Here is a 22,420-nt window from a genome sequence, read left to right on the forward strand (position 1 = left end):
GAGCCCGGCATGGCGGTGCCCCGCTGGCCGCGGATCACCGCGCGGCTCGGAGTCGAGGGCCAGGGGGAGCTGTCCTGGAACTCCGTGGTGCACCGGATCTCCGCGTCGGATCGCGAAGCGGCACGCGCCGACATCGTCGCGCGGTGCACGCGCATCGCGCAGACGATCGCACGCCCCGTCCGACTCGAGCTGCACGAGCGCGACCGGATGCGCGCGCTGGTGGTGCATCCGTCTGGCGCCGCTGAGCCCGGAGACGCCGAGGACGGGCCAGGCCGCACCGAGCCGGACCTGCCAGCGCCGGTGGTGGTGACCGGCACGTGTCGCGCGTGCGGCTGCACCTCGAGCGCCGCCGACACACGGTGCCAGGAGTGCGGCGCCCTGGAACCGCTGAGTCGCAGCGCCGAGACTTCGACCAGAGCAGCGAGGGCGGTTCCCGCGGAGGACGGTGCGGGCGAGCGTCGACGGACCGGCAGACGCGAGCTCCGTCGAGAAGCGCCGCAGCCGCAGCCGCAGCCACAGCCGATCGCACCATCGCCCACGCTCTCCCGAAGATCCCGAGAGAGATCCAGGCAGCAGGGGGCGGGTCGCGCGTCTGCGCGACCGCTGCCGTCGCCCCGAGCCCTCGTCATCGAGTTCGACGACAGCTCACGCGCGGTCCTCTCGGGCAGCGCGGCGCTGGGCCGCAACCCGTCGCCCGTCGACGGCCGCATCCCGGTTCGCGTCGACAGCCGAGACAGCACGGTCTCCCGCACCCACGCGCTCGTCGACGTCGACCACGCGGGCCGCATCCTCGTCACCGACTACCACTCGACACACGGCGTGCACCTCAGCGGGAGACGCACCTCGACGTTCGAGCCGGGGGTCGTCTACCGCGTCCCCGACGGCGCGCAGCTGCGGCTCGGCGACGTCCGCTGCCGGGTGAGCACCGAGACCGCCGGCGCTCGCTGAGTGCCCTGGCAGCGACCGGCCGCTCCTACGCGCGGGACGCAGCCGCGAGCGCGACATCCAGCCGCTGGGCCTCCACGAACCACTGCGAGTGCTGCACCCCGTCGACGAGGACGACCGGGATGAGCTCGCCGTACTGCCGCTGCAGGGCCTCATCGTCGAGGATGCTGAGCACCGACAGCGCGGCGCCGTGACGAGCCGCCACCTCCCGCACCACCGGCTCAGCCTGCTCGCACAGGTGACAGCCCGGCTTGCCCAGGAAGGTGACCTTCGGAACGCGCGCATCCGTCATGCCTCGAGTCTCGCAGACGAGTGCCCCGAGACGGCAGGCGCGCAGGTCACCGCCGGTCGAGCACTCGACCGGCGATGCGGCGCCTTAACGCAGAAAACGCCTGACCCGAGGGCCCGGCGCTCTGCGTCGTCGCGACTACTTCTTGTTGCGACGCTGGTGGCGAGTCTTGCGAAGCAGCTTGCGGTGCTTCTTCTTCGCCATGCGCTTGCGGCGCTTCTTGACTACTGAACCCATAGGAACATCCTTTATCTACAAGTACGAGGTGTGCGCAGCGGTGGGCTGCGGCATCGCTCGCGTCAGCTTACACGTCACCTGCCGGTAACCCTGTGTCCAGCGGAACTCAGGCAGTGTGCTGGTCGAGCTCATCTCCGCGGCCGGACTGCTTGATGGCCTCGGAGACCGCCGACTCCGGCACCCGGAACGAGCGGCCGAAGCGCACCGCGGGAAGTTCACCGGAGTGCACGAGTCGGTACACCGTCATCTTCGAGACCCGCATGAGTTCTGCCACCTCGGCAACGGTCAGGAACCGCACATCAGACAGGTCGTTTGCCATGTGTTGCAGCTCCAAGGTGACAGATGATCCGCGCGTTACGGAAGTGAAGTGAGTGTCAATTGAACACCTTATGGCCCAGAGCACTGCAGAAACAAGGTCCAGAGCGAATCATGCCGTGCCACGGATTCGCGATTCCACCCGCGAGGAGTAGCATGACCGACGCCTCGCGCACGCGCGGCGTCGTCGACGGTGCAGTGAATTGGGGATGGGATGCGCACTCCGCGGGCCTCGAGCATCCCCGCACCCGTGGACACGGATGGGCTGCTGCGGCGCATCGTCGCGGCCGTCGGCCGGAAGATCGACGACTTCGCCCACCACACGCCGTCCCGGTTCGCGGTCATCATCTTCACGAGCATCATCCTGCTGTGGACGACGATCTACATGCTGCCGATCTCCTCGGCCGACGGAACCATGACTCCGTTCCATGAGGCGCTCTTCACCGCCGTCTCCACGATCTGCGTCACGGGCCTCTCCGTGGTCGACATGGCCACCCACTGGTCGGGCTTCGGCCACTTCATGGTGTGGCTCGGCATGCAGGTCGGGGCCATCGGAGTGCTGACGCTCGCGAGCATCATGGGCGCGATCGTCACGCGGCGCCTCGGACTGCGGCAGAAGCTCGTCGCGGCGAGCGACAGCAACGCGCTGCGCACGCACGCCGGCCCCGTCTCCGAGTCGCAGGCGGTGAAGCTGGGCGACATCGGCGGGATCCTCGCGACCGTCGCGATCTCGCTCGTCATCATCGAGACGATCATCGCGATGCTCATCATCCCTCGCCTCCTGATCGCGGGCGAGCCGCTCTGGGACGCGATCCTCGACGGCTTCTTCTGGGCGACGTCGGCGTTCACCAACACGGGGTTCATGCCGACGAGCAGCGGCATCGCGCCCTTCGCGACGGACGTGTGGATGCTCACGTGCCTCGCGACGGCCGTCTTCCTCGGCAGCCTCGGCTTCCCCGTCATCTTCGCCCTCACGCGCTGGGTGAAGACGAAGCAGCGCATCTCGGTGCACGTGAAGCTGACCCTCTCGACGACCGTGCTGCTGTTCGTGCTCGGCGCGGTCGCGATCTACTTCCTCGAGGGCGACAACCCCCAGACGATCGGCGCGCAGGACCCGTGGTTCCGGCCGGTGACGGCGGGCTTTATGTCCGCCATGACCCGCTCCGGCGGCTTCTCCACGATCGACCTCGCCGACGCCGACCCCGCCACCATGCTCGCCATGCAGATGCTCATGTTCGTGGGTGGCGGCAGCGCGTCCACGGCGGGTGGCATCAAGGTGACGACGCTCGCGATCCTCTTCCTCGCGGCCTTCGCCGAGGCGAAGGGCGTCAACGACATCCAGGCGTTCGGCCGCCGCATCCCGAACGATGTGCTGCGCCTTGCCGTCAGCGTGACGCTCTGGGGGGCGACGATCGTGGCGGTCTCCTCGATCTCCCTCATGCACTTCGCCTCGGTGCCCTTCGACGAGGCGATCTTCGAGGCGATCAGCGCATTCGCCACCTGCGGCCTCTCGACGGGGCTCACCGGGGACCTGCCAGAGCAGGGCGCGTACATTCTCTCCATCACCATGTGGCTCGGCCGCGTGGGCACGGTCACCATGGCCGCCGCGCTCGCTTCCAGCGAGCACAAGCAGCTGTTCAGGCTGCCCGAAGAAAGGATCATCGTTGGGTGAGCCGATTCCACACAATGCGCCGGTGCTCGTCATCGGCCTCGGCCGGTTCGGCGCTGCGACCGCGGGCCAGCTGCAGCGTCAGGGCCGCGAGGTGCTCGCGGTCGACACCGACGAGGGACTCGTCCAGAAGTGGGCGGAGCGGGTGACGCATGCCGTGCAGGCGGATGCACGGAACATCGAGGCCCTGCGGCAGATCGGCGCGCACGAGTTCGCCGTCGCCGTCGTCGCCGTCGGCACGTCGCTCGAGTCGAGCGTGCTCGTCACGGCGAACCTCTCCGACCTGAAGGTGCCGCAGATCTGGGCGAAGGCGATGTCGGCGACACACGGCAAGATCCTGGGCCGCATCGGCGCGCACCACGTCATCTACCCGGAGCGAGAGGCCGGCGAGCGCATCGCGCACCTGCTCTCGGGGCGCATGCTCGACTTCATCCAGTTCGATGACGACTTCGTGCTCGTGAAGCTCTACCCGCCGAAGGCGATCCGCGGCGTCCCCCTCATGGAGTCCGGCGTTCGCACGAAGTACCGGGTGACGGTCGTCGGGGTGAAGAGCCCGGGCAAGCCCTTCACCTACGCGATGGCGGACACGGTGGTCTCGAACCACGACCTCGTGATCGTGTCCGGCTCGGCCTCCGATGTGGAGCGCTTCGCGGCGCTCACGTAACCGCCCCGGCGACCCACGGCACGTGACCGGTCCTGCGCTGCTCGCTGTCGAAGACGTGCCCCATGCGCTTGCTGTAGTGGAGCATGATGCTGCGCTCGACGACACGCACGTCACCGTCCTGCACGATCTGCATCTCCACGTCCGGCGCCTCCGCGAGTGAGCTCAGCCAGACGATGGCGTACAGGTTGGCGCTGCCTCCCGCGAGCGCCGCGCAGGCGCGCACCGACTGGCGCTGGCTGATGCGGGCTGCGGCGCTGTAGAGGCGGCCGGCCGGCACGACCATCCACAGCACGAGCGAGTAGGGCCAGCGCGGCTGCTCGAGCTGCACGTCGATGCGCTGCACGATGTGTCCGGACCGCACGGCGCGGTGCACGAACCTCCTGGCGTGAGCTTCCGAGACGCCGAGTGCCGATGCCAGCTCGCTGCTCGGCGCTCGTCCGTCGCGCTCGAGGACGCTGATCGCCGTCGCAAGCGCGGGACTCGGCGAAGGGGCCGAGGAGCCGCCATCGCGAGCCTCGACAGTTCGCGGGGCTCCGCCGAGCCCCGAGCGCCAGTGCGAGCCATCGAGGAACATGCGAGTCACGAGCATGGAGCGCATCCGCACGACGTCGCCGTGAGAGGTGAGACCCACTCGGAGGAAGCGTCGAAGCTCCTGCACGTTCGGCACGAGCACGGTCAGCATCAGGTCGTGATCTCCCGTGATGCCGGCGATGGTGACGACGCGCGGATGCGAGACGAGCGCCTCGACGACCGTCTCGACGGTCCCCGGCCGACACTGCACGGCGATGATGGCCGTCACCACTCCGGAGTTCCATCCGACGTGCGTCGTGACCCACGCGGAGTCCGCTGCGTGCAGTCGCTCCCAACGGCGCCGAGCCGTGGGCGCGCTGACGCCGAGGGACTTCCCGATCTGCGCCCACGGCGCGCGGGGGTCCTCCTGCATGACGTCGATGAGCGCCAGGTCCGTTTCGGACAACGCGGGTGCGACTTCAACCGGCTCAAGATCCATATCGAACATCTTGGACCCAATTCCAACTCAGAACAGCCGTCGTAACAGGACCGTAAAGCAGAATCTCAACACTCAGGACAACGAAGTCCCCTCGAACATCGGAGTGCACATGCCTCGGACTGACACCACGGAGCTCACGCTCGCGGAGGCGCCAGGACTCAGCGGAAGGATGCTGCGCGGCGTTGAGCGCGTCGGCAACCGCCTCCCGCATCCGTTCTACCTCTTCCTCATCCTCGCCGGCCTCGTCGCCGTCGCCTCCGCCATCGCGGCGGGCCTCGGCGCGACGACGCTCGACCCGGCCACCGACGAGATCGTGCCGATCCAGAGCATCCTGTCACCGGATGGCCTCGTGTACGCGGTCTCGAGCGCGATCGAGAACTTCGTCACGTTCCCGCCGTTCGGCCTCATCATCACCGTCATGCTGGGCATCGGCGTCGCCGAGCGCACCGGCCTCCTAAGCACCTTCATGCGAGCGACGGTGCTCTCGGCCCCGAAGTGGTCGGTGACCTTCGTCGTCGTGTTCGTGAGCCTCATGGGCAACCTCGCCTCCGACTCGGCCATGGTGATCCTCCCCCCACTCGCAGCGGCGGCGTTCCTCGCCGCGGGCAGGCACCCGCTCGCGGGCTTCATCACCTCCTACGCCGCGGTCGTGGCCGGGTTCAGCGCCAACATCGTGCCAGCCGGCACGGACGTGCTCATGTCGGGCATCACGACGAGCGCCGCGCAGATCGTCGACCCTGGTGCCGAGGTGTCCGTGGTCGCGAACTACTACTTCTTCGCGACCTCGACAGTCATCCTCTCCGTGGTCATCACGTTCGTCTGCCAGCGCTTCCTCGAGCCGAAGCTCGGCACCTTCGTGCCCAACACCGACGCCCTGCCGAGCGCACTCACGCCTGACGCCGACCCGCAGCCCGTGACCGCCAGGGAGCGGCGCGCGCTCCTGGTCGCCGCGGTCGCGATCGTCACCTACCTGGCCATCCTGGCGACGCTCCTGCTGCTGCCCGGCTCCGCGCTGCAGGGCGAGGGCGGCGAGATCCTCCGCTCCCCGTTCATGTCGAGCATCCCGATCTTCATCCTGCTCATGTTCCTCATCGGCGGGGTCAGCTACGGCATCGCCTCCGGCACACTCACGACCTGGGGGCAGGTGCCGAGCATGATGACGGACGCGGTGAAGGAGCTCGTCCCGTTCATCGTCGTCATCTTCACGGCCGCTCAGGCCATCGCATGGTTCTCCTGGTCGAAGCTCGGCCTCCTCATCGCGACGGGCGGCGCCACCGCGATGGAGGCGACGGGGCTCGGCGGCATCGGCGGCCTGATGATCTTCAGCGTCTTCGTCTTCCTCCCCGCGCTGCTCCTCGCCAGCGGCTCCGCGCTGTGGACGCTCCTCGCACCCATCTTCGTGCCGATGTTCATGCTCAACGGCGTCGACCCCGCCTACGTGCAGGCTGCGTTCCGCATCACGGACTCCGCGTCGAACCCGCTCGTGCCGATGAACCCGATGCTGCCCGTGGTGCTCGGCCTCATGCAGAAGTGGGCGCCGAAGGGAGGCCTCGGCACCCTGTTCAGCCTCGTCATGCCGTTCACGATCGCGATCTGGGGCGTCTGGCTCCTGCAGCTCCTCGTGTGGGGCATCTTCGACCTGCCGGTCGGCCCCGGACACAGCCTCATGATGGGCGGCTGATGCCGACCGACCGCAGCCGATCTCCCAGAACCCCGATCCCACCCAGTGGAGGAACACCGCATATGAACACCAGCACAAGCATCCGAACGGACAACGTCCCCGCCATCGTCGACGAGCTGAGCGCGCAGCTGCCAGCGCGACTGCCCCTGCTGGTCGACGTCGCCGCCGACCTGCACGCAAACCCCGAGATCCGCTTCACCGAGGTGCACGCCGCAGCGAGGCTCACGTCCGAGCTCGAGTCGGCGGGTTTCGCCCTCGAGCGTGGCTTCGCCGGCCTCGACACGGCCTTCGTGGGCCGCTGGTCGACCCCGGATGCGGGTGAGGACACCCCCACGATCGCCGTGTTCTGCGAGTACGACGCCCTCGAGGGCATCGGGCACGCGTGCGGCCACAACATCATCGCGGCGAGCGGACTCGGCGCGGGCATCCTGCTCAAGGACGCCCTGACCGCCGCCCCCGGCACTCCCGCCCACGTCGTCGTGATCGGCAGCCCCGGCGAGGAGGGTGCGGCAGGAAAGGTGCCCATGATCGAGGGCGGCGTGCTGGACGGCATCGACCTCGCGATCATGGTGCACCCGGGGGCCACCAACACCGTGGGCGGCTCCACGCTCTCCCGAGTGGCACTCGACGTCACGTTCACGGGGCGCGCCAGCCACGCTGCTGCGAGCCCCGAGACGGGCATCAACGCGCTCGACGCCTCCACGCTGTCGCTGACCGCCATCGGGCTGCTCCGCCAGCAGCTCACGGACGACGCCCGAGTGCACGCCATCGTCACGGATGGCGGCCAGGCGCCCAACATCATCCCGGAGCGCACGGCGCTGCGGATCTTCATCCGCGCGGCCGAGCGCGACCACCTGCTCGAGAACGTCGTGCCGAGGGTCCGCGCCTGCTTCGAGGGGGCCGCGATCGCAACCGGGTGCACGGTGCTGATCGAGGAGAACACGCCTGCCTACTACTCGCTCATCTCGAACCCCGTGCTGGCGGACATCGCCCATTCGGCCTTCGATCGCCTGGGCCGTGAAGTGGGCGAGGAGCCCATAACGGGCTCCACCGACATGGGCAACGTCAGCCACGTCGTGCCGTCGATCCACCCGATGATCCAGCTCATCCCGGACGGAGTTGCGCACACGCGCGAGTTCGCGGCAGCCGCGGGCGGCCCGAACGCCGCTGCGACCATCGCGGACGGCGCAGCCATGCTCGCCGCGACTGCACTCGCCGTATTCCGCGAACCGAGCCTCGCGGTCGAGGCGAAAACGGCGTTCGACGCACGCTGACCGATCCTGCGGCGGGTCCTGGACGCTGCTGCGACGAAGCCCCTCGGATGGACGCTGGGTCCATCTCGAGGGGCTTCTTCGCGCCCAGCCAGTCGAGCAGAGCGGCGGGCGCTACTCGCGTCCCCGGTTCGTATCGGCTGGCGGCGCCCAGTCCGACTGCTGCTGACCGTGGTTCGGCGCCTGTCCGTCGCGCTGAGGCGGCACCTGGCCGTAGTGCTGCGCCGGAGCCTGGCCGTAGGCCTGGCCGGCTGCGTCGCCGTAGGTCTGCATCGGCTGCTGCGCGGCCTGCTGGGCGAGCTGCGCCTGCTGCTGCGCGTAGAGCTCGTAGGCGGCGCGCGCCGCTTCCTCCTTGCGCTGCTTGGCGGTCACGAGCGGCGCAGTCGTCGTCTCGACGTCTTCCTTCTTGGCACGCCAGATGACAAACGCCGCGACGATCGCGAGGAACGCAGCAGGGAGGAGCATGATCGGGCCACCCGCACCCTCCGAGCGGTCGATGCCCTCGCTGAGCTGCCCCGTGAGCACGGAGGGGATGAACAGCATGACGTTGTTGGCCGCGTGGATGAGCACGGCGCTCTCGAGCCCACCCGTGTACTTGACGGTGACCGACATGATGACGCCGAAGAAGAAGTAGTACCCGATGAGCCACCAGTCGCCAGCCCCGTGGGCGAGGCAGAACAGCGTCGCGGAGACCGCGGTGCCGATGATGAAGGAGAGCTGCGGTGAGGCGAACCAGGAGCCGGCCGCGCGCTGGAAGCCGCCGCGCGCCACGTACTCTTCCGACGCGGCCTGGAAGGGCGTCGTCAGCAGCACGAACACGAGCATGAGCATCGCCGTGCCGTCGATGTTGACCTCGGCTGGCTCGAGCAGGAACAGCCCAGCCGAGTAGACCGCGAAGACCGGGACGATGACCAGGGCGAGCTTGCGGAACCACGCCCACCGGAAGCGGCCCGTGACCGACGAGATCGTGCCGGGCCGGACGCCGAACAGCATCCGCTGACCGAGGTACGCCAGCGGGAGGAGCGCCGCGAGCGCCAGGTTGTTCGTCACGAAGATCGCGGGTGTCATGGGGACGATGCCGCTCTCGACGGCGTCCATGAGCTGCTGCTGGCTGATCTCCCCGGTCAAGGTGGAGATCAGGATCCCGAGACCGCCGATGGTCATGGAGCTGATGAAGAAGCCGACGACGAGGAACGCAATGAAGAGGAGCCCCCTCCACCATCCCTTGCCGCGGCCGATCGGGCTCAGCGCATGGTCGTACGTGAGTCTGCTGCTGCCGGTCGCGGGTTGCTCGGTGAGCGGTGCACTGCCGGTCGGGGTCGGAGTCATGCCGTGGTTGCTCATGCTTCGACGCTACCGACGAGCGGATGCCCGGGGATCAGCCGCACGATTGATTCCTCATCCGATCTCTCCGCTGCGCGAGGGAGGCCCCAGGGGTGCGGCTACGTCAGCGCTTGTGGGCGACGAGGTCGCGCAGGAGCAGCCGGTCGACACGGTTGCCGTCGCCGGCCAGCCAGTCGCCGACCTCGCGCAGCAGCGATTCCGTGGTGGCGAGCCTGACTCGCTGCCAGGTGAGCGCGTTGTCGACCTCGAGCGCCCCCTCACGTTCCGCGACGACCGTCATCCACCCCCGAACCACCGACATCTCGCCGAACAGCTCGTGGAATCGCTCGACGGCGTGCGGGAACTCCGCCGCGGGCGAGGAGAAGGCGACGCCGTTGTGCGTGAGCTCGCCGTCTGCCGAGATGCCGTAGGTGCCCGGCGCCCAGAGCTCGTCGTTGATGAGCGCCACGCGGCGGCCGCTGATCACGGCGTGCGCGATCGATCCGGTGCCCTGGCCTGGAACCCGGAGGCCATGCACGATGCGCACGCCTGGGATGCGGAGGAGCTGGGCGAGGGGTTCGCCGACCGAGCGCTGCGCGAGGAATGCCCGCATGGGGTTCGTGCCGCCCGCGGTTCCGCCGGCGTCCATCGCCGTCTGGCCTGGTTCACCCCAGACTCGCCTGCCGTCACCCGCCGGGGGCGCGGATTCGTTGGCAAGCTGGACGAGGAGTCGTTCGCGGGTCACCGCGACGCGGCGCTGCGTGAGGCCGGACCAGGCGAAGTAGCCAGACACTGCAGCTGCGAGGTAGATGGCGGCCTGCACGAGCAGGCTCGCGAACGCCGGGTTCTGCATGCCTGCAGTCGTCGCGAACAGGGACATGACACCGAGCGTCGCCGACAGCACGCCAGCGACGACGGCCACCACGAGTGTCACGAGCCACAGCACGAGAGCCCAGCGCTGGGCTCGGACACGCAGTCGCAAGGTCAGCCAAGCCGCGCTGACCGCCACGTAGGCGAGCACCGCGGGCCACATGGTCGGCTCCTCCCCTGGCCCGAACGTGGGAACCGTGAGGCGCACGAACGACGCGTCGATCAGGAGCAGGAGCGCACCGATGACGACGATCGCAGCGTGAATCGAGACCGCCATCAGCTCACGGCGCGTGTACGGACGCTTCGCGGCGACCGCAGGCGGCCAGTAGGCGGGCTGCTCGGGCCAGCGCGTGCGGAACCACGCCATGCGCCGCACGTCGAAGACCTGCGCGGGGATGCGCGACGGCGGCGGTGCGTCCCGCGTCGCCGGCTCTGCGTGGGCGCTGCGACGAGGGGCGGAGGCGGCCGAGTCCCGCTTCGTGCTGGCGCGAGGGGGCGTGCGGAATCGCCCGCCGCCACCGGCTGAGCGCCTGCTCGTCGGAGCCCATTGCGCGCGCTGCTGGGTGCGGACATGACGCGAGCCGCCACCGGCGAGCCACGCATCGTGCTCCCGCCGCGTCGTCTCGTCGGTCAGTACCTCGACCGCCAGTCGCACCCTGACGAAGTCGTCGGAGCTGCCGCCGAGGTCGGGGTGGGACTCTCGCTGCCTCGCACGCCCGACGCGACGGACCTCTTCGAGGGACGCCGTTCTGGAGACGCCGAGCACGAGGTAGAGGTCTTCTGTGAAGACGTGCCGTCGACCGCTCATGGCCGTCCCTCCCGCTCCTGGTTCAAGTGCCCAAGCCTACGCAGTGATCGCCTCGTCGCCCGTCGCCGTGCGGGCGAGCGCGAGTGTGGACTCAGGAGTTCTCTGCGGCCAGCTCAGCGGATCGGCGCCGGTTCGCGTCGAACGCACGCTCGAAGAGGCCGGCGAGGTCGGCGTCCTGCAGCACCGCGACGGAGCGCTCGGTTGTTCCCTTGGGGCTCGTCACCCGCCGACGCAGCTCGGACGGCTCGGTCTCGGGATCGCGGACGACCATGCCGACTGCGCCCTCGAACGTCCCGACGACCAGCTGCCGCGCGAGCTCCTCGTCGAAGCCGAGGCGCCTGGTCGCCTCGAGGTACTGCTCGATGAGCAGGAACACGTGCGCTGGCCCCGAACCGGAGACCGCGGCAAGCGCATCGATGCGGTCCTCGTCGATGGTGGCCACCCTGCCGACGCTCTCGAAGAGCGCGACGGCGACCGCGAGCGCGGCCTCGCCTGTCGAGTCGTTCGCCGCGAGGCCCGTGACGCCGAGACCGATGCTCGCGGGCGTGTTCGGCATCGAGCGAACGATCTGCGCGCCGTCGGGAAGCCGTGCCGCCAGGCTCTCGAGACGCACGCCTGCCGCCACGGAGATGACAACCGCGTCCGGCTTGAGCACCGGCGCGATCTCGTCGAGCAGCTCGCCGATCAGGTAGGGCTTGACGCCGAGGACGACGACGTCAGCTTCTTCGACCGCGGCGAGGTTCGCACGCGCATCGGACTCGAGCGCCGTCGTCGTGACCCGGTCGTCGCTCTCGCCTGCCGCCGCAGATGCCGCGGACCTCGTCGTGACGTGGACCCGTGCCCCTTCGCCGAGGGGCGCATCCAGCAGCCCGCGCAGGATCGCGCCGTTCATGTTGCCGCCGCCGAGGAACGCATAGGTGAGTGCCGTCATACCGGGATTGTACGGATGCACCACCGACATTCGCCCGCCGTGCGCCCTCGCGCGCCGCCTCCCCGCCGCCCGAGGACAGGGTCGGTCGACGCCGCGTCGGCGTCGCGACTGTACGGATGCACCATGAAGGACGCCGCGATGCAGCACCTGCTCTGAGAGGCGCCAAGGTGGCCTCGGTATGCTGGCCGTTACTCGTCACCGTCGAAGGGGAACTCGTGCCGAATCAGGAACTCGCCGCTCACATTCGCGAACTGCTGCTCGAAAACGTGCACGTGGGCGAGGTGCTGCAGGTGCGCAGCGTGGAAGTCGATGACCGCGTGACGCTCGTGGGAGTCCGCGTCTCGGTGCTGAACCTCCCGCAGGTGCTCGATCTGCCTCCCGTCCTCGCTCAGCTCCGCGCGCTCGTGCGCGAGGCCGCCCCGCACGCGGAGTCGATCTTCGTCGAGCCCGACGTGACCGAGCGACACAACGTGCACGTGAGCACCGAGTCGATCGTCATCCGCTCCGTCGACTGACCTGCGAGGGCTCCGCGGCGCTCAGTCCCGAAAGAACCCGCGTACGAGCGCCGCGCATTCCGCTTCGCGCACCCCCGCGATGACCACAGCACGCTCGGGGAGCCTCCGGTCGCGCACGAGGTCGTAGCGCGAGCCGACGGCGCCGGCCTTGTCGTCCCAGGCGCCGTAGACGAGCGTGCCGACCCTCGAGGAGAGGATCGCCCCAGCGCACATGGCGCAGGGCTCGAGCGTGACGACGAGCGTGCATCCGTCGAGGCGCCAGACACCGAGGCGCTCGGCCGCGCGGCGGATCGCCACCACCTCCGCGTGCCCCGTCGGGTCCCCGGTCAGCTCCCGCTCGTTGTGCGCCGTGGCGATGACCTGGCCCGCAGCGTCGGTGACGACCGCACCGATGGGCACGTCGGCGCTCGCGAGCGCCAGCTCGGCCTCACCGAGGGCGATTCCCATGAGCTCGTGCAGGCGCTCGTCGACGTGGAGTGACACGCCGCCCATCTTCCCATCACGGCCACGATCTCATCGACCGGATGTCACCGGGACGCCTCCAGCATCGTTACTCTGTATTTCATGCGCCTGCACGTAGCCGACCACCCGCTCATCACCCACAAGCTCTCGGTGCTGCGGGACGAGAAGACCTCGTCGCAGCAGTTCCGCTCGCTGGTCGAAGAGCTGGTGACCCTCCTCAGCTACGAGGCAACCCGCGACGTCCGCACCGAGTCGTACGAGCTGCAGACCCCGGTCGCGAAGACCACTGGCCTGCGCATGACGGACCCCGTTCCTCTGGTCGTCCCGATCATCCGCGCGGGCCTCGGCATGCTCGACGGGTTCCTGAAGCTCGTCCCCAACGTCGAGGTCGGCTTCCTCGGCATGCGCCGCAACGAGGAGACGCTGCAGCCGGAGACCTACGCCAAGCGCCTCCCGGAGAACCTCGCGAACCGCCAGTGCTTCGCCCTCGACCCGATGCTGGCGACAGGCGGTTCACTTGTCGCCGCGATCGACTTCCTGTTCGACGCGGGGGCAGTCGACGTCACGGCCATCTGCATCGTCGCATCCCCGGAAGGCATCGAGAAGATGCGTGAGGCGTTCGCCGACAAGAACGTCACGGTGGTCGTCGGAGCCCTCGACGAGGGGCTGAACGAGGACGGCTTCATCGTGCCGGGACTCGGCGATGCGGGCGATCGCCTCTACGGCGTCGCGGAATAAACTTCGCGTCATCTGTTGACATGTGCCGTCACGGGGAAAGATACTGGCGGCATGACGAACATCTCGCGACCCCTGACCGCCATTTCGGCGACGGGAACCGCTGGCATGATGATGCCCAGCAGCGTGATGTGCTGTCGAATGTGCCGCTGACTCCGGAACTCACCCTCCGTCGAGTCGCCGCATTTCCCGCCCCCTTCTCTCATGACGGCCCGTCCCATGGAGAAGGAGCCCTGCGCCCCTTGGGCCAGCGTGGTCGCGCTGCTCTCTGCACCCGACCGCATCCCGCCGAGGCTCCAGCCCCTCGGCACCGTCCGCGAACCGTCGCGGGCAGCACCCGCCCGCAGGTGGGTGCCATGAGCATCATCACCTCGAAGGACTTCCTCCCATGTCGCTTGCTACCGACTTCCGCCGCCCTCGCACCCTGAATGCCGTGACCCAGATCCCAGAAACTCCTCGCCCCGCCTATGTCCAGGCGGTCCCCGCCGCGCCTGAAGCGCGCGGCTTCGTCCTCTACGTCGGTCTCGACGAAGCGAAGGCCAACCTCGACGGGACGACGCTCACCGAGCTCGTCGAAGCGCTCAAGCGCGTCACCGCCGAAGTCGCCCCGCACGCCGAGACGCATGCAGCCGTCGCGCTGGCTCCGAAGGGCGCCGGCGGTCGCGATGTCGACGTCGTCCGCCTCGCACTGCAGGACCCTCAGGCGCTCGCTGCCCGCGGGGTCGAGGAGGACCACCTGCCGGACTCCGCTGAGGGGGTCACGATCGACACGACTCGCAAGCGCGTGAGCGTCTCCGGTGAGAACGCGGGCCTCACCTACAAGGAGTTCGAGCTCCTCCAGGCGCTGGTGCTGCGCGAGGGACGCACCGTCGACCGCACCGAGATCATCGACATCCTGTGGCGCGACAGCGACGAGGAGCGCCCGAACGAGCGCACCATCGACGTGCACGTCCGCCGCCTCCGCTCCAAGCTCGGTGCCTACGGAGACATCGTCCGCACGGTCCGCGGCACCGGCTACCGCTTCGACCGTCACGCCGACGTCGAGGTGCTCTACCCGAACGCACAGTCACCCGACCGCCTCTGATCGGCCTGGCCCCATCCCCCGCCGGGACCGGGCCTCTGCGCCGCATTGCGGCGAGTGGATGCGGCCTCTCGCGCCGCGTGGTCGCGCCGGATTCCGTCGCCTGATGTACTGGCCAGTACACTGCAACGGAAGCTGACGAGACGACGAAGCTGGAGGCCGGATGCCGACGACGAGCAACCCAGTGGAGGCTTGGGAGTCCCTCTTCCGAGCCCAGGTCTCGATAATGCGGGAGCTCCGCAGCGAGTTCTCGAGCAATTCCATGTCGATGAACGAGTACGACGTGCTCTTCAACGTCGTGCGGGAGCCGCAGGGACGCATCCGGCTCCGCGACCTGAACCGCAACGTGCTGATCACGCAGTCCTCGGTGTCGAGGCTCGTCGATCGGCTGGTGCAGCGCGGGTTCCTCGTGAAGATCGACGACCGGCTCGACCTGCGATCGACGCTCATCGAGGTCACGACGGAGGGCCGCGCCGAGTTCACTCGTGCGGCGCGCACGCACATGCGCAACATCCAGGAGCGGATGACCAGCTCGCTCGACGCGGACGAGCTCCGCACCCTGCAGCACCTCTGCACGAAGCTCCGAGTCGGCCAGACGGGTGGTCGCGGGCGTGACTTCGGCGCCTGATTTCGCATGGGCCGGTGCTGCTTCCGCCGCACCGCTCGATGCGGCGACCGCCAACACGCTCGCCCACGGACTCCAGGTGCTCGCCGACCCGACGCGACTGCGCATCCTGTCTCTCGTGGCCGCGAATCCGGACCGTCCGACGACCGTGACGGAACTCGTCTCAGCGCTCGGATGCGCGCAGTCGACGGCCTCGCACCACCTGCGGATCCTCGTTGACGGCGGGTATCTCACCTACGAGCGCAGCGGCACATGGGGGCTGTATCGCCTCGAGGCGACGAAGCTCCAGGCGACCTCGGCAAGCATCCGTCCCCGCTGAGCCCGGCGCCGAGCCTCCCGAGAGGCGAGAGCCTCGAGACGCAGGCCGGGACGGGCCGACAGCCCCGCCCTGTCCGCCTCAGCCCTCGAGGTGGCGCTCGTCGACGCCGTTGTAGACGGCGAGCGGGCGGATGAGCGAGTTGGCTCCGGCCTGCTCCATGATGTGAGCCGTCCATCCCGTGATGCGCGCCGCAGCGAACAGGGGCGTGAAGGTCGGGGTGTCGAAGCCCATGAGGTGGTAGACGGGACCCGCCGGATAGTCGAGGTTCGGCTTGATGCCCTTCCGCTCGCCGAAGCTCCGCTCGAGCGCCTCGGAGAGCTCGAGCAGGTCACGTCGGTCGTAGTGCTCGGCGAGGCGCTCGAGGGCGGCGTGCATGGTGGGAACGCGTGAGTCGCCGTTCTTGTACACGCGGTGCCCGAATCCCATGATCTTCTTCTTGTTCGCGAGCGCGTCATCGAGCCAGGCCTCGACGTTGGCCGCGTCGCCGATCTCCGCGAACGTGTGCATGACCGCTTCGTTCGCGCCACCGTGCAGGGCGCCCTTGAGCGCGCCGATCGCGCCCACGACCGCCGAGTAGAGGTCTGCCGTGGTCGACGTGATGACGCGTGCCGTGAACGTGGAGGCGTTGAAGGAGTGCTCGGCGTACAGCACCATCGAGACGCGGAAGGCATCGACGACCTCGGGGGCGGCCTCCTCCCCGAACGTCATCCAGAGGAAGTTCTGCGAGTAGTCGAGGTCGTCGCGAGGCTCGACGAGCTCCAGGCCGTGCCTGCGGCGCTGGTCGTAGGCCACGATCGCGGGGAGCGCAGCGAAGAGGGCCTTCGCCTTCGCGAGCTCCGCCTCGGGCGACGGGTCGTCCGCGTCTGGGTCATTGGCGCCGATGACGCTCACGGCCGTCCGCACGACGTCCATGGGATGCGCCGTGACGGGCAGGACATCGATGATGGAGCGCACGTTGTCGGCGAGCGCCCGGCCCGAGCGCTCCTGCGCTCCGAACTCGGCGAGTTCCGCCTCGCTCGGCAGCTCGCCTCCCCACAGCAGCAGAGCGACCTCCTCGAAGCTCTTCTGCGCCGCGAGCTCCTGCACCGGGTAGCCGCGGTAGAGCAGGGAGTTGGTCTCCGGGTTGACCTTCGAGATGGCGCTGTAGTCGACGGGCACCCCTGCGAGGCCCTTGTAGATCTCCTGCTCAGTCATCGTTGACCTGCCCTTCCTTGTGTGCCGAACGCTGCTGTCGTCAGCGCTTGACGGTGAAATTGAACACTCCGCTGTCGAAGTGGTTATACCCCTCGTAGTCGACAAGCTCGTACAGCTCCGCGCGGTGCTGCATCTGGTCGAGCTTTCCCGTGAGCGTTCCGTGGCTGATGAGCTCGTCGAGCGCCCCTGCCGTCGCGCCCATCGAGATGCGGAGGGTCGAGACGGGCCAGATGACGAGGTTCATGCCGACGTCGGCGAGCTGCTGCACCGTGAAGAGCTCGCTCTTGCCGAACTCCGTCATGTTGGCGAGCAGCGGCACGTCGACGGCCGCGCGCATGGCCGCGAACTCCTCGAGCGATGCCATCGCCTCAGGGAAGATGGCGTCGGCGCCCGCGTCGACGAGCTTCCTGGCGCGGTCGATGGATGCGTCGAGCCCGTCGACGGCGCGGATGTCGGTGCGGGCCATGACGAGGAAGTTGGGGTCTCGCCGCGCATCCACGGCCGCCCTGATGCGCTTGAGCGCCGTCTCCTCGTCGACGACCTGCTTGCCGTCTAGGTGCCCGCAGCGCTTCGGGTTGACCTGGTCTTCGATGTGCATGCCCGCGAGGCCGGCGTCTTCGAGTTCCTGCACGGTGCGGGCGACGTTCATGGGCTCCCCGAAGCCCGTGTCGGCGTCGATGATGGCCGGCAGCTCCGTCATGCGGGCGATCTGCCTGCCACGCCCTGCGACCTCGCTGAGCGTCGTGAGCCCGATGTCGGGCAGGCCGAGGTCGGCGGAGAGCACGGCTCCGGAGATGTAGACGCCTTCGAAGCCCTTCTGCTCGATGAGGCGAGCCGAGAGCGGGTTGAAGGCGCCAGGGAAGCGCAGCAGCTCCCCGCTGGCGAGACTCGCTCGGAACGCCGCGCGCTTCTCTGCGGGGCTGGTCTTGGCGTACAGCATCAGAAGATCCCTCCGCCTTCGTTGAACTCGATGACGCCGGGCGACGCGACGAAGCCGAGCTGGCCCAGCTCACCTGGGGCGAGCTCGGGGAGCCGCTGCACGGTGTCGAGGAAGCGCTCGATCTCGTGGTCCTCGACGACCTCCGCGGCGAGGGTGCGGAACTTGTGGATGTACTCGGCCCTCGCGAACGGCCGCGCACCGAGCGGATGCGCGTCGGCGACGGCGATCTCGTCACGGATGACGGTTCCGTCGGCGAGCAGGATCTCGACGCTCCCGCCGAACGCCTTCTCGGCGATGTCGAGCGAGTGGTAGCGGCGGGTCCACTCCGGGTCCTCCTCGGTCACGACGCGCTTCCACAGCTCGACGGTGTCGGGCCTGGCGGCTCGCTCCGGCGCGTAGGAGCCCACGTGGTGCCAGGCGCCGTCCTGCAGCGCCACGGTGAAGATGTAGGGGATCGAGTGGTCGAGGGTCTCGCGGCTGGCGGTCGGGTCGTACTTCTGCGGGTCGTTCGCGCCGGAGCCGATCACGAAGTGCGTGTGGTGGGAGGAGCGGATGAGGATGCGCTCGATGCGGTCGGGCGCAGTCGCGAGCTGGGGGTGCTCGTTGTGCAGCTTGCGCGCGAGGTCGATCCAGGCCTGCGCCTGGTACTCGGCGGAGTGCTCCTTCGTGTAGCTGTCGAGGATCGCGAGCTTGGACTCTCCGGTGGCGGGGAGGGGCACCTGGTAGCGCGCGTCCACACCTCCCAGGAGCCAGGCGATGACGCCGTCCTCGCCCTCGTAGATGGGGGTGGGGCTGGTCTGGCCGCGCATGGCGCGGTCGACGGCCTCCACGGCCATCTTTCCCGCGAAGGCTGGCGCGTGCGCCTTCCAGGTCGAGATCTCGCCCTTGCGCGACTGACGTGTTGCCGTCGTCGTGTGCAGCGCCTGCCCGACGGCCTGGAAAATGGTCTCCGCGTCGAGCCCGAGGAGCGTCCCGATGCCGGCCGCCGCCGACGGGCCGAGGTGGGCGACGTGGTCGATCTTGTGCTTGTGCAGGCAGATGCCCTTGGCGAGGTCGATCTGGATCTCGTAGCCGGTCGCGATGCCGCGAACGAGCTGCTCGCCGGAGATGGCTCGCTGGCCCGCGAGGTGCTGGGCGACCGCCAGGATTGGCGGGATGTTGTCGCCAGGGTGCGAGTACTCGGCGGCGAGGAACGTGTCGTGGTAGTCGAGCTCACGCACCGCGACGCCGTTCGCCCAGGCCGCCCATTCCGGTGAGGTTCGCTGCGCGTCTTCGAGCCCGAAGAGCGTCGAGCCGGCGCCGTGACGTGAGACGCCGTGCGCGAGTGCCTGGTCGCGGGCGGCGACGATGGGGGCTCTGGTGAGCGAGGCGGCCGCGACTGCGGCGTTGTCGATGACGCGGTTGATGACCATGTCGGTCACCTCGGCCTGGACGGGGACGGGGTCGGCGGCGACCTCGGCGATCTTCCACGCCAGCTGGTCGCGGCGCTCGAGGTTCTCGTCGCTGCGGTGGACTCGGACGTCGTGGAGATTCACGTGTGGAGGATCCCTTCTGGAGGAGTTGGTCGTGGAGCGCTCGGCTGCAGGGAGGAGAGCGCGGTCGTGAGGCTGCGGTGCAGGTGGACGTGGGTCGCGTGCGAGGCGAGGCGAGGGTCGCGGGCGAGGATCGCGTCGACGACGCTGAGGTGCTCGTTCGCGGCTTCGCGCAGGCGTTCGGGGTTGTGGCTCGCGAGCCTGCGCACTCGCGAGGAGTGGAGGCGGCACGATTCGAGCGCGACGCTGAGGTAGTCGCTTGCCGCGGCCTCGTCGATGGCGCGGTCGAGCGCGTCGACGAGTTCGAAGTAGTCGGCGATGCCGGCCTCCCCGAGCTCGAGGAGCTCGGGTGCGTGCAGCAGGCGGATGCGGATGGACTCGAACGGCTTCTCGTCTCGGCGCATCGCCGCGAGCGCGGCGGCCTGCGTCTCGAGCGCCTCCCGCAGCTCGTAGAGCTGGACGACACGTTCTGGGCTGATCTCGGAGACGAGCAGCACTCTCGGCGACTGGCTGCGCACGAGACCGTCGGCGAGGAGTCTCGTGAACGCACCGCGGACCGGCGTGCGAGACACCTCGAGGCGGCTTGCCTGCTCGACCTCGGTGAGCACCGTCCCGGGCAGGAGCGCACCCGCGAGGATCTCCTCACGGAGCACCGCGTAGACCCGGTCGCTGGCGAGCATGGTTTCCCCTCGTTTGGACACCCCTCAATGTATGCACAGTCGGCCCATTGAGCAACGATTCTGCCCGAACTGCCAGGCTATGCATACATAGGTGCATCCCCACTCGTGCCCGCAGTCGCCGAGGCCGCTCCACCGCTCGCCGCGCCGAGTCGTGCGGAGCCGCTTGTGCTCTAGCCTTGGAGAAATTTCCTCAGAAGAAGGCTTCTTGATGCCCGATATTCGCAGCACAGCGACTGATCTCTTTCGCCGCAATCCCGTCATGTGGGCCTTTTCCGTGGCAATCGGCCTTCTCCTGGCTGCGCTTCTCGCAACCACCGTCATTCAATTGCAGTCGGTGGTCCTTTCCGTCTTCATCGCATTCTTCATCACCCTCGGACTCGACCCGCTGATTCGACTCCTTCAGTGCCTCGGGCTCAAGCGAGGAATGGCGATCATCTCCGTGATCGTCGTCTTCATCCTCATCGTCGCCGGGCTCATCTGGATCGTCGTGCCCATTCTGGTCAACCAGATCACCTCCCTCGCGACGACCATTCCTCAAGAGATCACCAGGATCAACAACGAGGGCTGGTTCGACACGGTCAACAAGGCCACGAACGGCGCCGCCACCAACGCCCTCGACTGGGCGCAGAACACGGCGACCGACCCGAACACCTGGGCGACCGTCGGCGGCGGCGCCCTGAAGGTGGGGACGACGATCGTCAACGGCGTCAGCACCGGACTGTTCGTCTTCATCCTCACCCTGAACTTCATCGCGACACTCGGCAGCATCAAGCAGGCGGGCTACTCGCTCATCAACGCCTCGGTCCGCCCCCGCTTCGAGGAGTACGCGGAGCGGATCATGGCCTCGGTCGGCTCGTACCTCAACGGCATGGTGGTGCTCGCCTTCATCAACGCGGTGTTCAGCGGGCTCCTCCTCTGGATCGTCGGCGCGCCCTACCCGTTCATCGTTGCGGTCATCTGCTTCTTCATCACGCTGATCCCGCTCATCGGTACCATCATCACCACGATCTTCATGACCGTGATCGCACTGTTCGCCTCCCCCATCGCGGCGCTCATCGTCCTCGTCGCGATGCTCGTCTACATGCAGGTCGAGGCGTACATCCTCACGCCGCGCGTCATGTCGAAGGCCGTGCAGATCCCCGGTTCCCTCGTCCTGATCGCCGCCCTCGCGGGTGGAACGCTGCTCGGGCTCGTGGGTGCCCTCGTCGCGATCCCGCTCGCCGCCGGCATCGTTCTGCTCGTGCGCGAGGTCGTCATCCCCAAGAAGGCGCGGAGCTAGCCGACCCGCTCGGTCTCACGCGGCTTCGACGATCTCCCCGTCACCGGAGCGTCTGGTGATGAAGTTCATGACGAGCCCACCGAGCAGCGCGACGAGCGTCGCGAAGAGCACCGCTTCGAGTCGGTAGATCCCGAGCGCGAAGGTGGACAGCTCCGAGGCGGCCGTGAGGAGGATGGCGGGCGTCAGGAAAAGCACGAACAGCGCGTACTCCCCGGCGTTGACGTACGCGACGCACAGCACGAGGAAGAGGCCGGCCAGGACGAGCGGAATCGGCTGCGGCAGCATCGACGCGAGCATCGCGAGGAGCACCCCGGCGACCGATCCGAGCACCCTGAGGTAGCCGCGCTTCGCGCGCTGGTCCGACCCCACGGCCAGGATCACGCTGAACGAGAGCAGCGTCCAGTCGCGGTAGGGGAACTCCAGCAGCTCCGAGGCGAACACGATGAGGAAGGATCCGCCCGCGGTGACCGCACCGTAGGCGATCCGGTCGACGAGCGGCGAGCCAGGCTCGTGAGCGTGGGACCTCGCCTTAACGAGCGAGGCGAAGCCGACGACGACCCCCGCGCCGATTGCGGACCCCAGCATCGCCTGCCAGAGTTCGGCGCCCGACTGCGACAGCGCTGCGAACGCCAGCAGGTTCACGGGAGACCGCGTGAGGAATGCCGTCTCGCCGACCGTCACGAAGGCCTGCACGAGGCAGACGAAGACGACTGCGGCGAGCGTCACCCAGAGCCCGAGACCCCCGACCGCGAAGCCGAGGGCTGCGATGGCGAGCGACCAGCCCACGGAGAAGAGCCGAGCCCGCCAGCTCCCCGCGCGGATGATCGAGAGCAGGAAGAGGATCGTCAGGTAGCCGGATGCGGCCGTGTTCGGGCCGATGAGGAACTGGCTGGCCCCGAGGATGAGCGCCGCGACGGAGACCAGACCGACCGCCACCAGCACCTGCTTGATCGAGAGGGCAGCGCTGACCACGCCGTCAGTTCCCATCAGAACCCTCCCGCATGATGCTCTCCCCTACTCCGACCCCCTGAGACGTCAACGGCGGG

The 22,420-nt window shown here is 68.6% G+C and carries 24 protein-coding genes; 11 read left to right on the top strand and 13 right to left on the bottom strand.

The features are described from left to right. Positions 1–9: 9 nt before the first annotated feature. Positions 10–948 carry an FHA domain-containing protein gene (locus C5B99_RS14930; protein ID WP_104243467.1) on the top strand — a complete coding sequence of 313 codons (939 nt, stop codon included), beginning with the start codon at positions 10–12 and terminating at the stop codon, positions 946–948. A gap of 25 nt (positions 949–973) precedes the next feature. Here the strand turns inward: C5B99_RS14930 and C5B99_RS14935 are convergent, their stop codons facing one another. From C5B99_RS14935 to C5B99_RS14945, 3 genes are all read right to left on the bottom strand, one after another. After that, the gene (locus C5B99_RS14935; RefSeq protein ID WP_104243469.1) at positions 974–1,237 is read right to left on the bottom strand and encodes a glutaredoxin family protein; all 264 of its coding nucleotides are present in this window, start codon (positions 1,235–1,237) and stop codon (positions 974–976) included. A gap of 135 nt (positions 1,238–1,372) precedes the next feature. Next, complete coding sequence (locus C5B99_RS14940; protein ID WP_082775156.1) at positions 1,373–1,471, bottom strand: 30S ribosomal protein bS22; 99 nt, start codon at positions 1,469–1,471, stop codon at positions 1,373–1,375. Between the two features lie 106 nt (positions 1,472–1,577). Continuing rightward, on the bottom strand, positions 1,578–1,790 hold the full coding sequence (locus tag C5B99_RS14945; RefSeq protein WP_104243471.1) for a helix-turn-helix domain-containing protein: 213 nt from the start codon (positions 1,788–1,790) through the stop codon (positions 1,578–1,580). 210 nt (positions 1,791–2,000) lie between these two features. Between C5B99_RS14945 and C5B99_RS14950 the strand changes: the two genes are divergently transcribed. Continuing rightward, on the top strand, positions 2,001–3,458 hold the full coding sequence (locus tag C5B99_RS14950) for a TrkH family potassium uptake protein (RefSeq protein ID WP_104243473.1): 1,458 nt from the start codon (positions 2,001–2,003) through the stop codon (positions 3,456–3,458). Beyond that, positions 3,451–4,119, top strand: a complete 669-nt coding sequence (locus tag C5B99_RS14955) for a TrkA family potassium uptake protein (protein WP_068478414.1) — start codon at positions 3,451–3,453, stop codon at positions 4,117–4,119. The genes C5B99_RS14950 and C5B99_RS14955 overlap by 8 nt, the downstream gene beginning before the upstream one ends. Here the strand turns inward: C5B99_RS14955 and C5B99_RS14960 are convergent. Beyond that, positions 4,112–5,128 (bottom strand): Lrp/AsnC family transcriptional regulator, encoded by a 1,017-nt coding sequence (locus tag C5B99_RS14960; RefSeq protein ID WP_181059729.1) that lies wholly within the window; start codon positions 5,126–5,128, stop codon positions 4,112–4,114. The two genes, C5B99_RS14955 and C5B99_RS14960, sit on opposite strands and share 8 nt — an antisense overlap. Positions 5,129–5,237: 109 nt before the next feature. Here C5B99_RS14960 and C5B99_RS14965 point away from each other — a divergent pair, with 109 nt between their 5' ends. Together C5B99_RS14965 and C5B99_RS14970 are read left to right on the top strand one after the other, a co-directional pair. Further along, positions 5,238–6,809 carry an AbgT family transporter gene (locus tag C5B99_RS14965; protein ID WP_104243477.1) on the top strand — a complete coding sequence of 524 codons (1,572 nt, stop codon included), beginning with the start codon at positions 5,238–5,240 and terminating at the stop codon, positions 6,807–6,809. 62 nt (positions 6,810–6,871) lie between these two features. After that, a complete protein-coding gene (locus C5B99_RS14970) occupies positions 6,872–8,083 on the top strand; it encodes a M20 family metallopeptidase (RefSeq protein ID WP_181065032.1) in 1,212 nt (403 codons plus the stop codon). A 111-nt stretch (positions 8,084–8,194) separates the two neighbouring features. On the opposite strand, the gene C5B99_RS14975 is transcribed toward C5B99_RS14970, so the two are convergent. From C5B99_RS14975 to proC, 3 genes are all read right to left on the bottom strand, one after another. Then, positions 8,195–9,424, bottom strand: coding sequence for a CPBP family intramembrane glutamic endopeptidase (locus C5B99_RS14975; RefSeq protein ID WP_104243481.1), 1,230 nt, complete (start codon positions 9,422–9,424; stop codon positions 8,195–8,197). 103 nt (positions 9,425–9,527) lie between these two features. Next, positions 9,528–11,081: a DnaJ domain-containing protein gene (locus C5B99_RS14980; protein WP_104243483.1), complete on the bottom strand. Its 1,554-nt coding sequence runs from the start codon at positions 11,079–11,081 to the stop codon at positions 9,528–9,530. Between the two features lie 91 nt (positions 11,082–11,172). Beyond that, positions 11,173–12,012 (bottom strand): pyrroline-5-carboxylate reductase, encoded by an 840-nt coding sequence (gene proC, locus C5B99_RS14985; RefSeq protein ID WP_104243485.1) that lies wholly within the window; start codon positions 12,010–12,012, stop codon positions 11,173–11,175. Between the two features lie 215 nt (positions 12,013–12,227). Between proC and C5B99_RS14990 the strand changes: the two genes are divergently transcribed. After that, a complete protein-coding gene (locus C5B99_RS14990) occupies positions 12,228–12,527 on the top strand; it encodes a hypothetical protein (protein WP_146080122.1) in 300 nt (99 codons plus the stop codon). A gap of 21 nt (positions 12,528–12,548) precedes the next feature. Here the strand turns inward: C5B99_RS14990 and C5B99_RS14995 are convergent, their stop codons facing one another. Further along, complete coding sequence (locus tag C5B99_RS14995) at positions 12,549–13,010, bottom strand: nucleoside deaminase (protein ID WP_374953243.1); 462 nt, start codon at positions 13,008–13,010, stop codon at positions 12,549–12,551. A gap of 81 nt (positions 13,011–13,091) precedes the next feature. Between C5B99_RS14995 and upp the strand changes: the two genes are divergently transcribed. From upp to C5B99_RS15020, 4 genes are all read left to right on the top strand, one after another. Next, positions 13,092–13,727 carry a uracil phosphoribosyltransferase gene (upp, locus tag C5B99_RS15000; RefSeq protein ID WP_104243489.1) on the top strand — a complete coding sequence of 212 codons (636 nt, stop codon included), beginning with the start codon at positions 13,092–13,094 and terminating at the stop codon, positions 13,725–13,727. Between the two features lie 385 nt (positions 13,728–14,112). Further along, positions 14,113–14,808 (top strand): winged helix-turn-helix domain-containing protein, encoded by a 696-nt coding sequence (locus tag C5B99_RS15010; RefSeq protein WP_104243493.1) that lies wholly within the window; start codon positions 14,113–14,115, stop codon positions 14,806–14,808. Positions 14,809–14,968: 160 nt separating this feature from the next. Next, positions 14,969–15,433 (top strand): MarR family winged helix-turn-helix transcriptional regulator, encoded by a 465-nt coding sequence (locus C5B99_RS15015; protein ID WP_104243495.1) that lies wholly within the window; start codon positions 14,969–14,971, stop codon positions 15,431–15,433. Further along, a complete protein-coding gene (locus C5B99_RS15020) occupies positions 15,417–15,749 on the top strand; it encodes a helix-turn-helix transcriptional regulator (protein WP_181058082.1) in 333 nt (110 codons plus the stop codon). The genes C5B99_RS15015 and C5B99_RS15020 overlap by 17 nt, the downstream gene beginning before the upstream one ends. 78 nt (positions 15,750–15,827) lie before the next feature. On the opposite strand, the gene C5B99_RS15025 is transcribed toward C5B99_RS15020, so the two are convergent. Genes C5B99_RS15025 through C5B99_RS15040 form a run of 4 tightly spaced genes read right to left on the bottom strand, consistent with a single transcriptional unit; the run spans position 15,828 to position 20,095 of the window. Then, positions 15,828–16,943, bottom strand: a complete 1,116-nt coding sequence (locus tag C5B99_RS15025) for a bifunctional 2-methylcitrate synthase/citrate synthase (RefSeq protein ID WP_104243497.1) — start codon at positions 16,941–16,943, stop codon at positions 15,828–15,830. A gap of 40 nt (positions 16,944–16,983) precedes the next feature. Further along, the gene (gene prpB, locus C5B99_RS15030) at positions 16,984–17,883 is read right to left on the bottom strand and encodes a methylisocitrate lyase (RefSeq protein ID WP_104243499.1); all 900 of its coding nucleotides are present in this window, start codon (positions 17,881–17,883) and stop codon (positions 16,984–16,986) included. Continuing rightward, positions 17,883–19,418: an MmgE/PrpD family protein gene (locus tag C5B99_RS15035; protein WP_104243502.1), complete on the bottom strand. Its 1,536-nt coding sequence runs from the start codon at positions 19,416–19,418 to the stop codon at positions 17,883–17,885. Before C5B99_RS15035 ends, prpB begins: the two co-directional genes overlap by 1 nt. Beyond that, the gene (locus C5B99_RS15040) at positions 19,415–20,095 is read right to left on the bottom strand and encodes a GntR family transcriptional regulator (RefSeq protein ID WP_104243504.1); all 681 of its coding nucleotides are present in this window, start codon (positions 20,093–20,095) and stop codon (positions 19,415–19,417) included. The genes C5B99_RS15035 and C5B99_RS15040 overlap by 4 nt, the downstream gene beginning before the upstream one ends. Before the next feature lie 259 nt (positions 20,096–20,354). Here C5B99_RS15040 and C5B99_RS15045 point away from each other — a divergent pair, with 259 nt between their 5' ends. After that, positions 20,355–21,374, top strand: coding sequence for an AI-2E family transporter (locus tag C5B99_RS15045; RefSeq protein ID WP_258063384.1), 1,020 nt, complete (start codon positions 20,355–20,357; stop codon positions 21,372–21,374). Positions 21,375–21,389: 15 nt separating this feature from the next. On the opposite strand, the gene C5B99_RS15050 is transcribed toward C5B99_RS15045, so the two are convergent. After that, positions 21,390–22,361, bottom strand: coding sequence for an FUSC family protein (locus C5B99_RS15050; RefSeq protein ID WP_104243509.1), 972 nt, complete (start codon positions 22,359–22,361; stop codon positions 21,390–21,392). Positions 22,362–22,420: the final 59 nt, after the last annotated feature.

It is taken from the genome of Pseudoclavibacter sp. Z016 (assembly GCF_002931215.1).
GTDB lineage: Bacteria > Actinomycetota > Actinomycetes > Actinomycetales > Microbacteriaceae > Pseudoclavibacter.

Coding starts and splice junctions, on each gene's coding strand:
- C5B99_RS14930 (WP_104243467.1), top strand. CDS start 10: ATGGCGGTGCCCCGCTGGCCGCGGATCACCGCGCGGCTCGGAGTCGAG.
- C5B99_RS14935 (WP_104243469.1), bottom strand. CDS start 1,237: ATGACGGATGCGCGCGTTCCGAAGGTCACCTTCCTGGGCAAGCCGGGC.
- C5B99_RS14940 (WP_082775156.1), bottom strand. CDS start 1,471: ATGGGTTCAGTAGTCAAGAAGCGCCGCAAGCGCATGGCGAAGAAGAAG.
- C5B99_RS14945 (WP_104243471.1), bottom strand. CDS start 1,790: ATGGCAAACGACCTGTCTGATGTGCGGTTCCTGACCGTTGCCGAGGTG.
- C5B99_RS14950 (WP_104243473.1), top strand. CDS start 2,001: ATGCGCACTCCGCGGGCCTCGAGCATCCCCGCACCCGTGGACACGGAT.
- C5B99_RS14960 (WP_181059729.1), bottom strand. CDS start 5,128: ATGGATCTTGAGCCGGTTGAAGTCGCACCCGCGTTGTCCGAAACGGAC.
- C5B99_RS14965 (WP_104243477.1), top strand. CDS start 5,238: ATGCCTCGGACTGACACCACGGAGCTCACGCTCGCGGAGGCGCCAGGA.
- C5B99_RS14970 (WP_181065032.1), top strand. CDS start 6,872: ATGAACACCAGCACAAGCATCCGAACGGACAACGTCCCCGCCATCGTC.
- C5B99_RS14975 (WP_104243481.1), bottom strand. CDS start 9,424: ATGAGCAACCACGGCATGACTCCGACCCCGACCGGCAGTGCACCGCTC.
- C5B99_RS14980 (WP_104243483.1), bottom strand. CDS start 11,081: ATGAGCGGTCGACGGCACGTCTTCACAGAAGACCTCTACCTCGTGCTC.
- proC (WP_104243485.1), bottom strand. CDS start 12,012: ATGACGGCACTCACCTATGCGTTCCTCGGCGGCGGCAACATGAACGGC.
- upp (WP_104243489.1), top strand. CDS start 13,092: ATGCGCCTGCACGTAGCCGACCACCCGCTCATCACCCACAAGCTCTCG.
- C5B99_RS15010 (WP_104243493.1), top strand. CDS start 14,113: ATGTCGCTTGCTACCGACTTCCGCCGCCCTCGCACCCTGAATGCCGTG.
- C5B99_RS15015 (WP_104243495.1), top strand. CDS start 14,969: ATGCCGACGACGAGCAACCCAGTGGAGGCTTGGGAGTCCCTCTTCCGA.
- C5B99_RS15025 (WP_104243497.1), bottom strand. CDS start 16,943: ATGACTGAGCAGGAGATCTACAAGGGCCTCGCAGGGGTGCCCGTCGAC.
- prpB (WP_104243499.1), bottom strand. CDS start 17,883: ATGCTGTACGCCAAGACCAGCCCCGCAGAGAAGCGCGCGGCGTTCCGA.
- C5B99_RS15040 (WP_104243504.1), bottom strand. CDS start 20,095: ATGCTCGCCAGCGACCGGGTCTACGCGGTGCTCCGTGAGGAGATCCTC.
- C5B99_RS15045 (WP_258063384.1), top strand. CDS start 20,355: ATGTGGGCCTTTTCCGTGGCAATCGGCCTTCTCCTGGCTGCGCTTCTC.
- C5B99_RS15050 (WP_104243509.1), bottom strand. CDS start 22,361: ATGGGAACTGACGGCGTGGTCAGCGCTGCCCTCTCGATCAAGCAGGTG.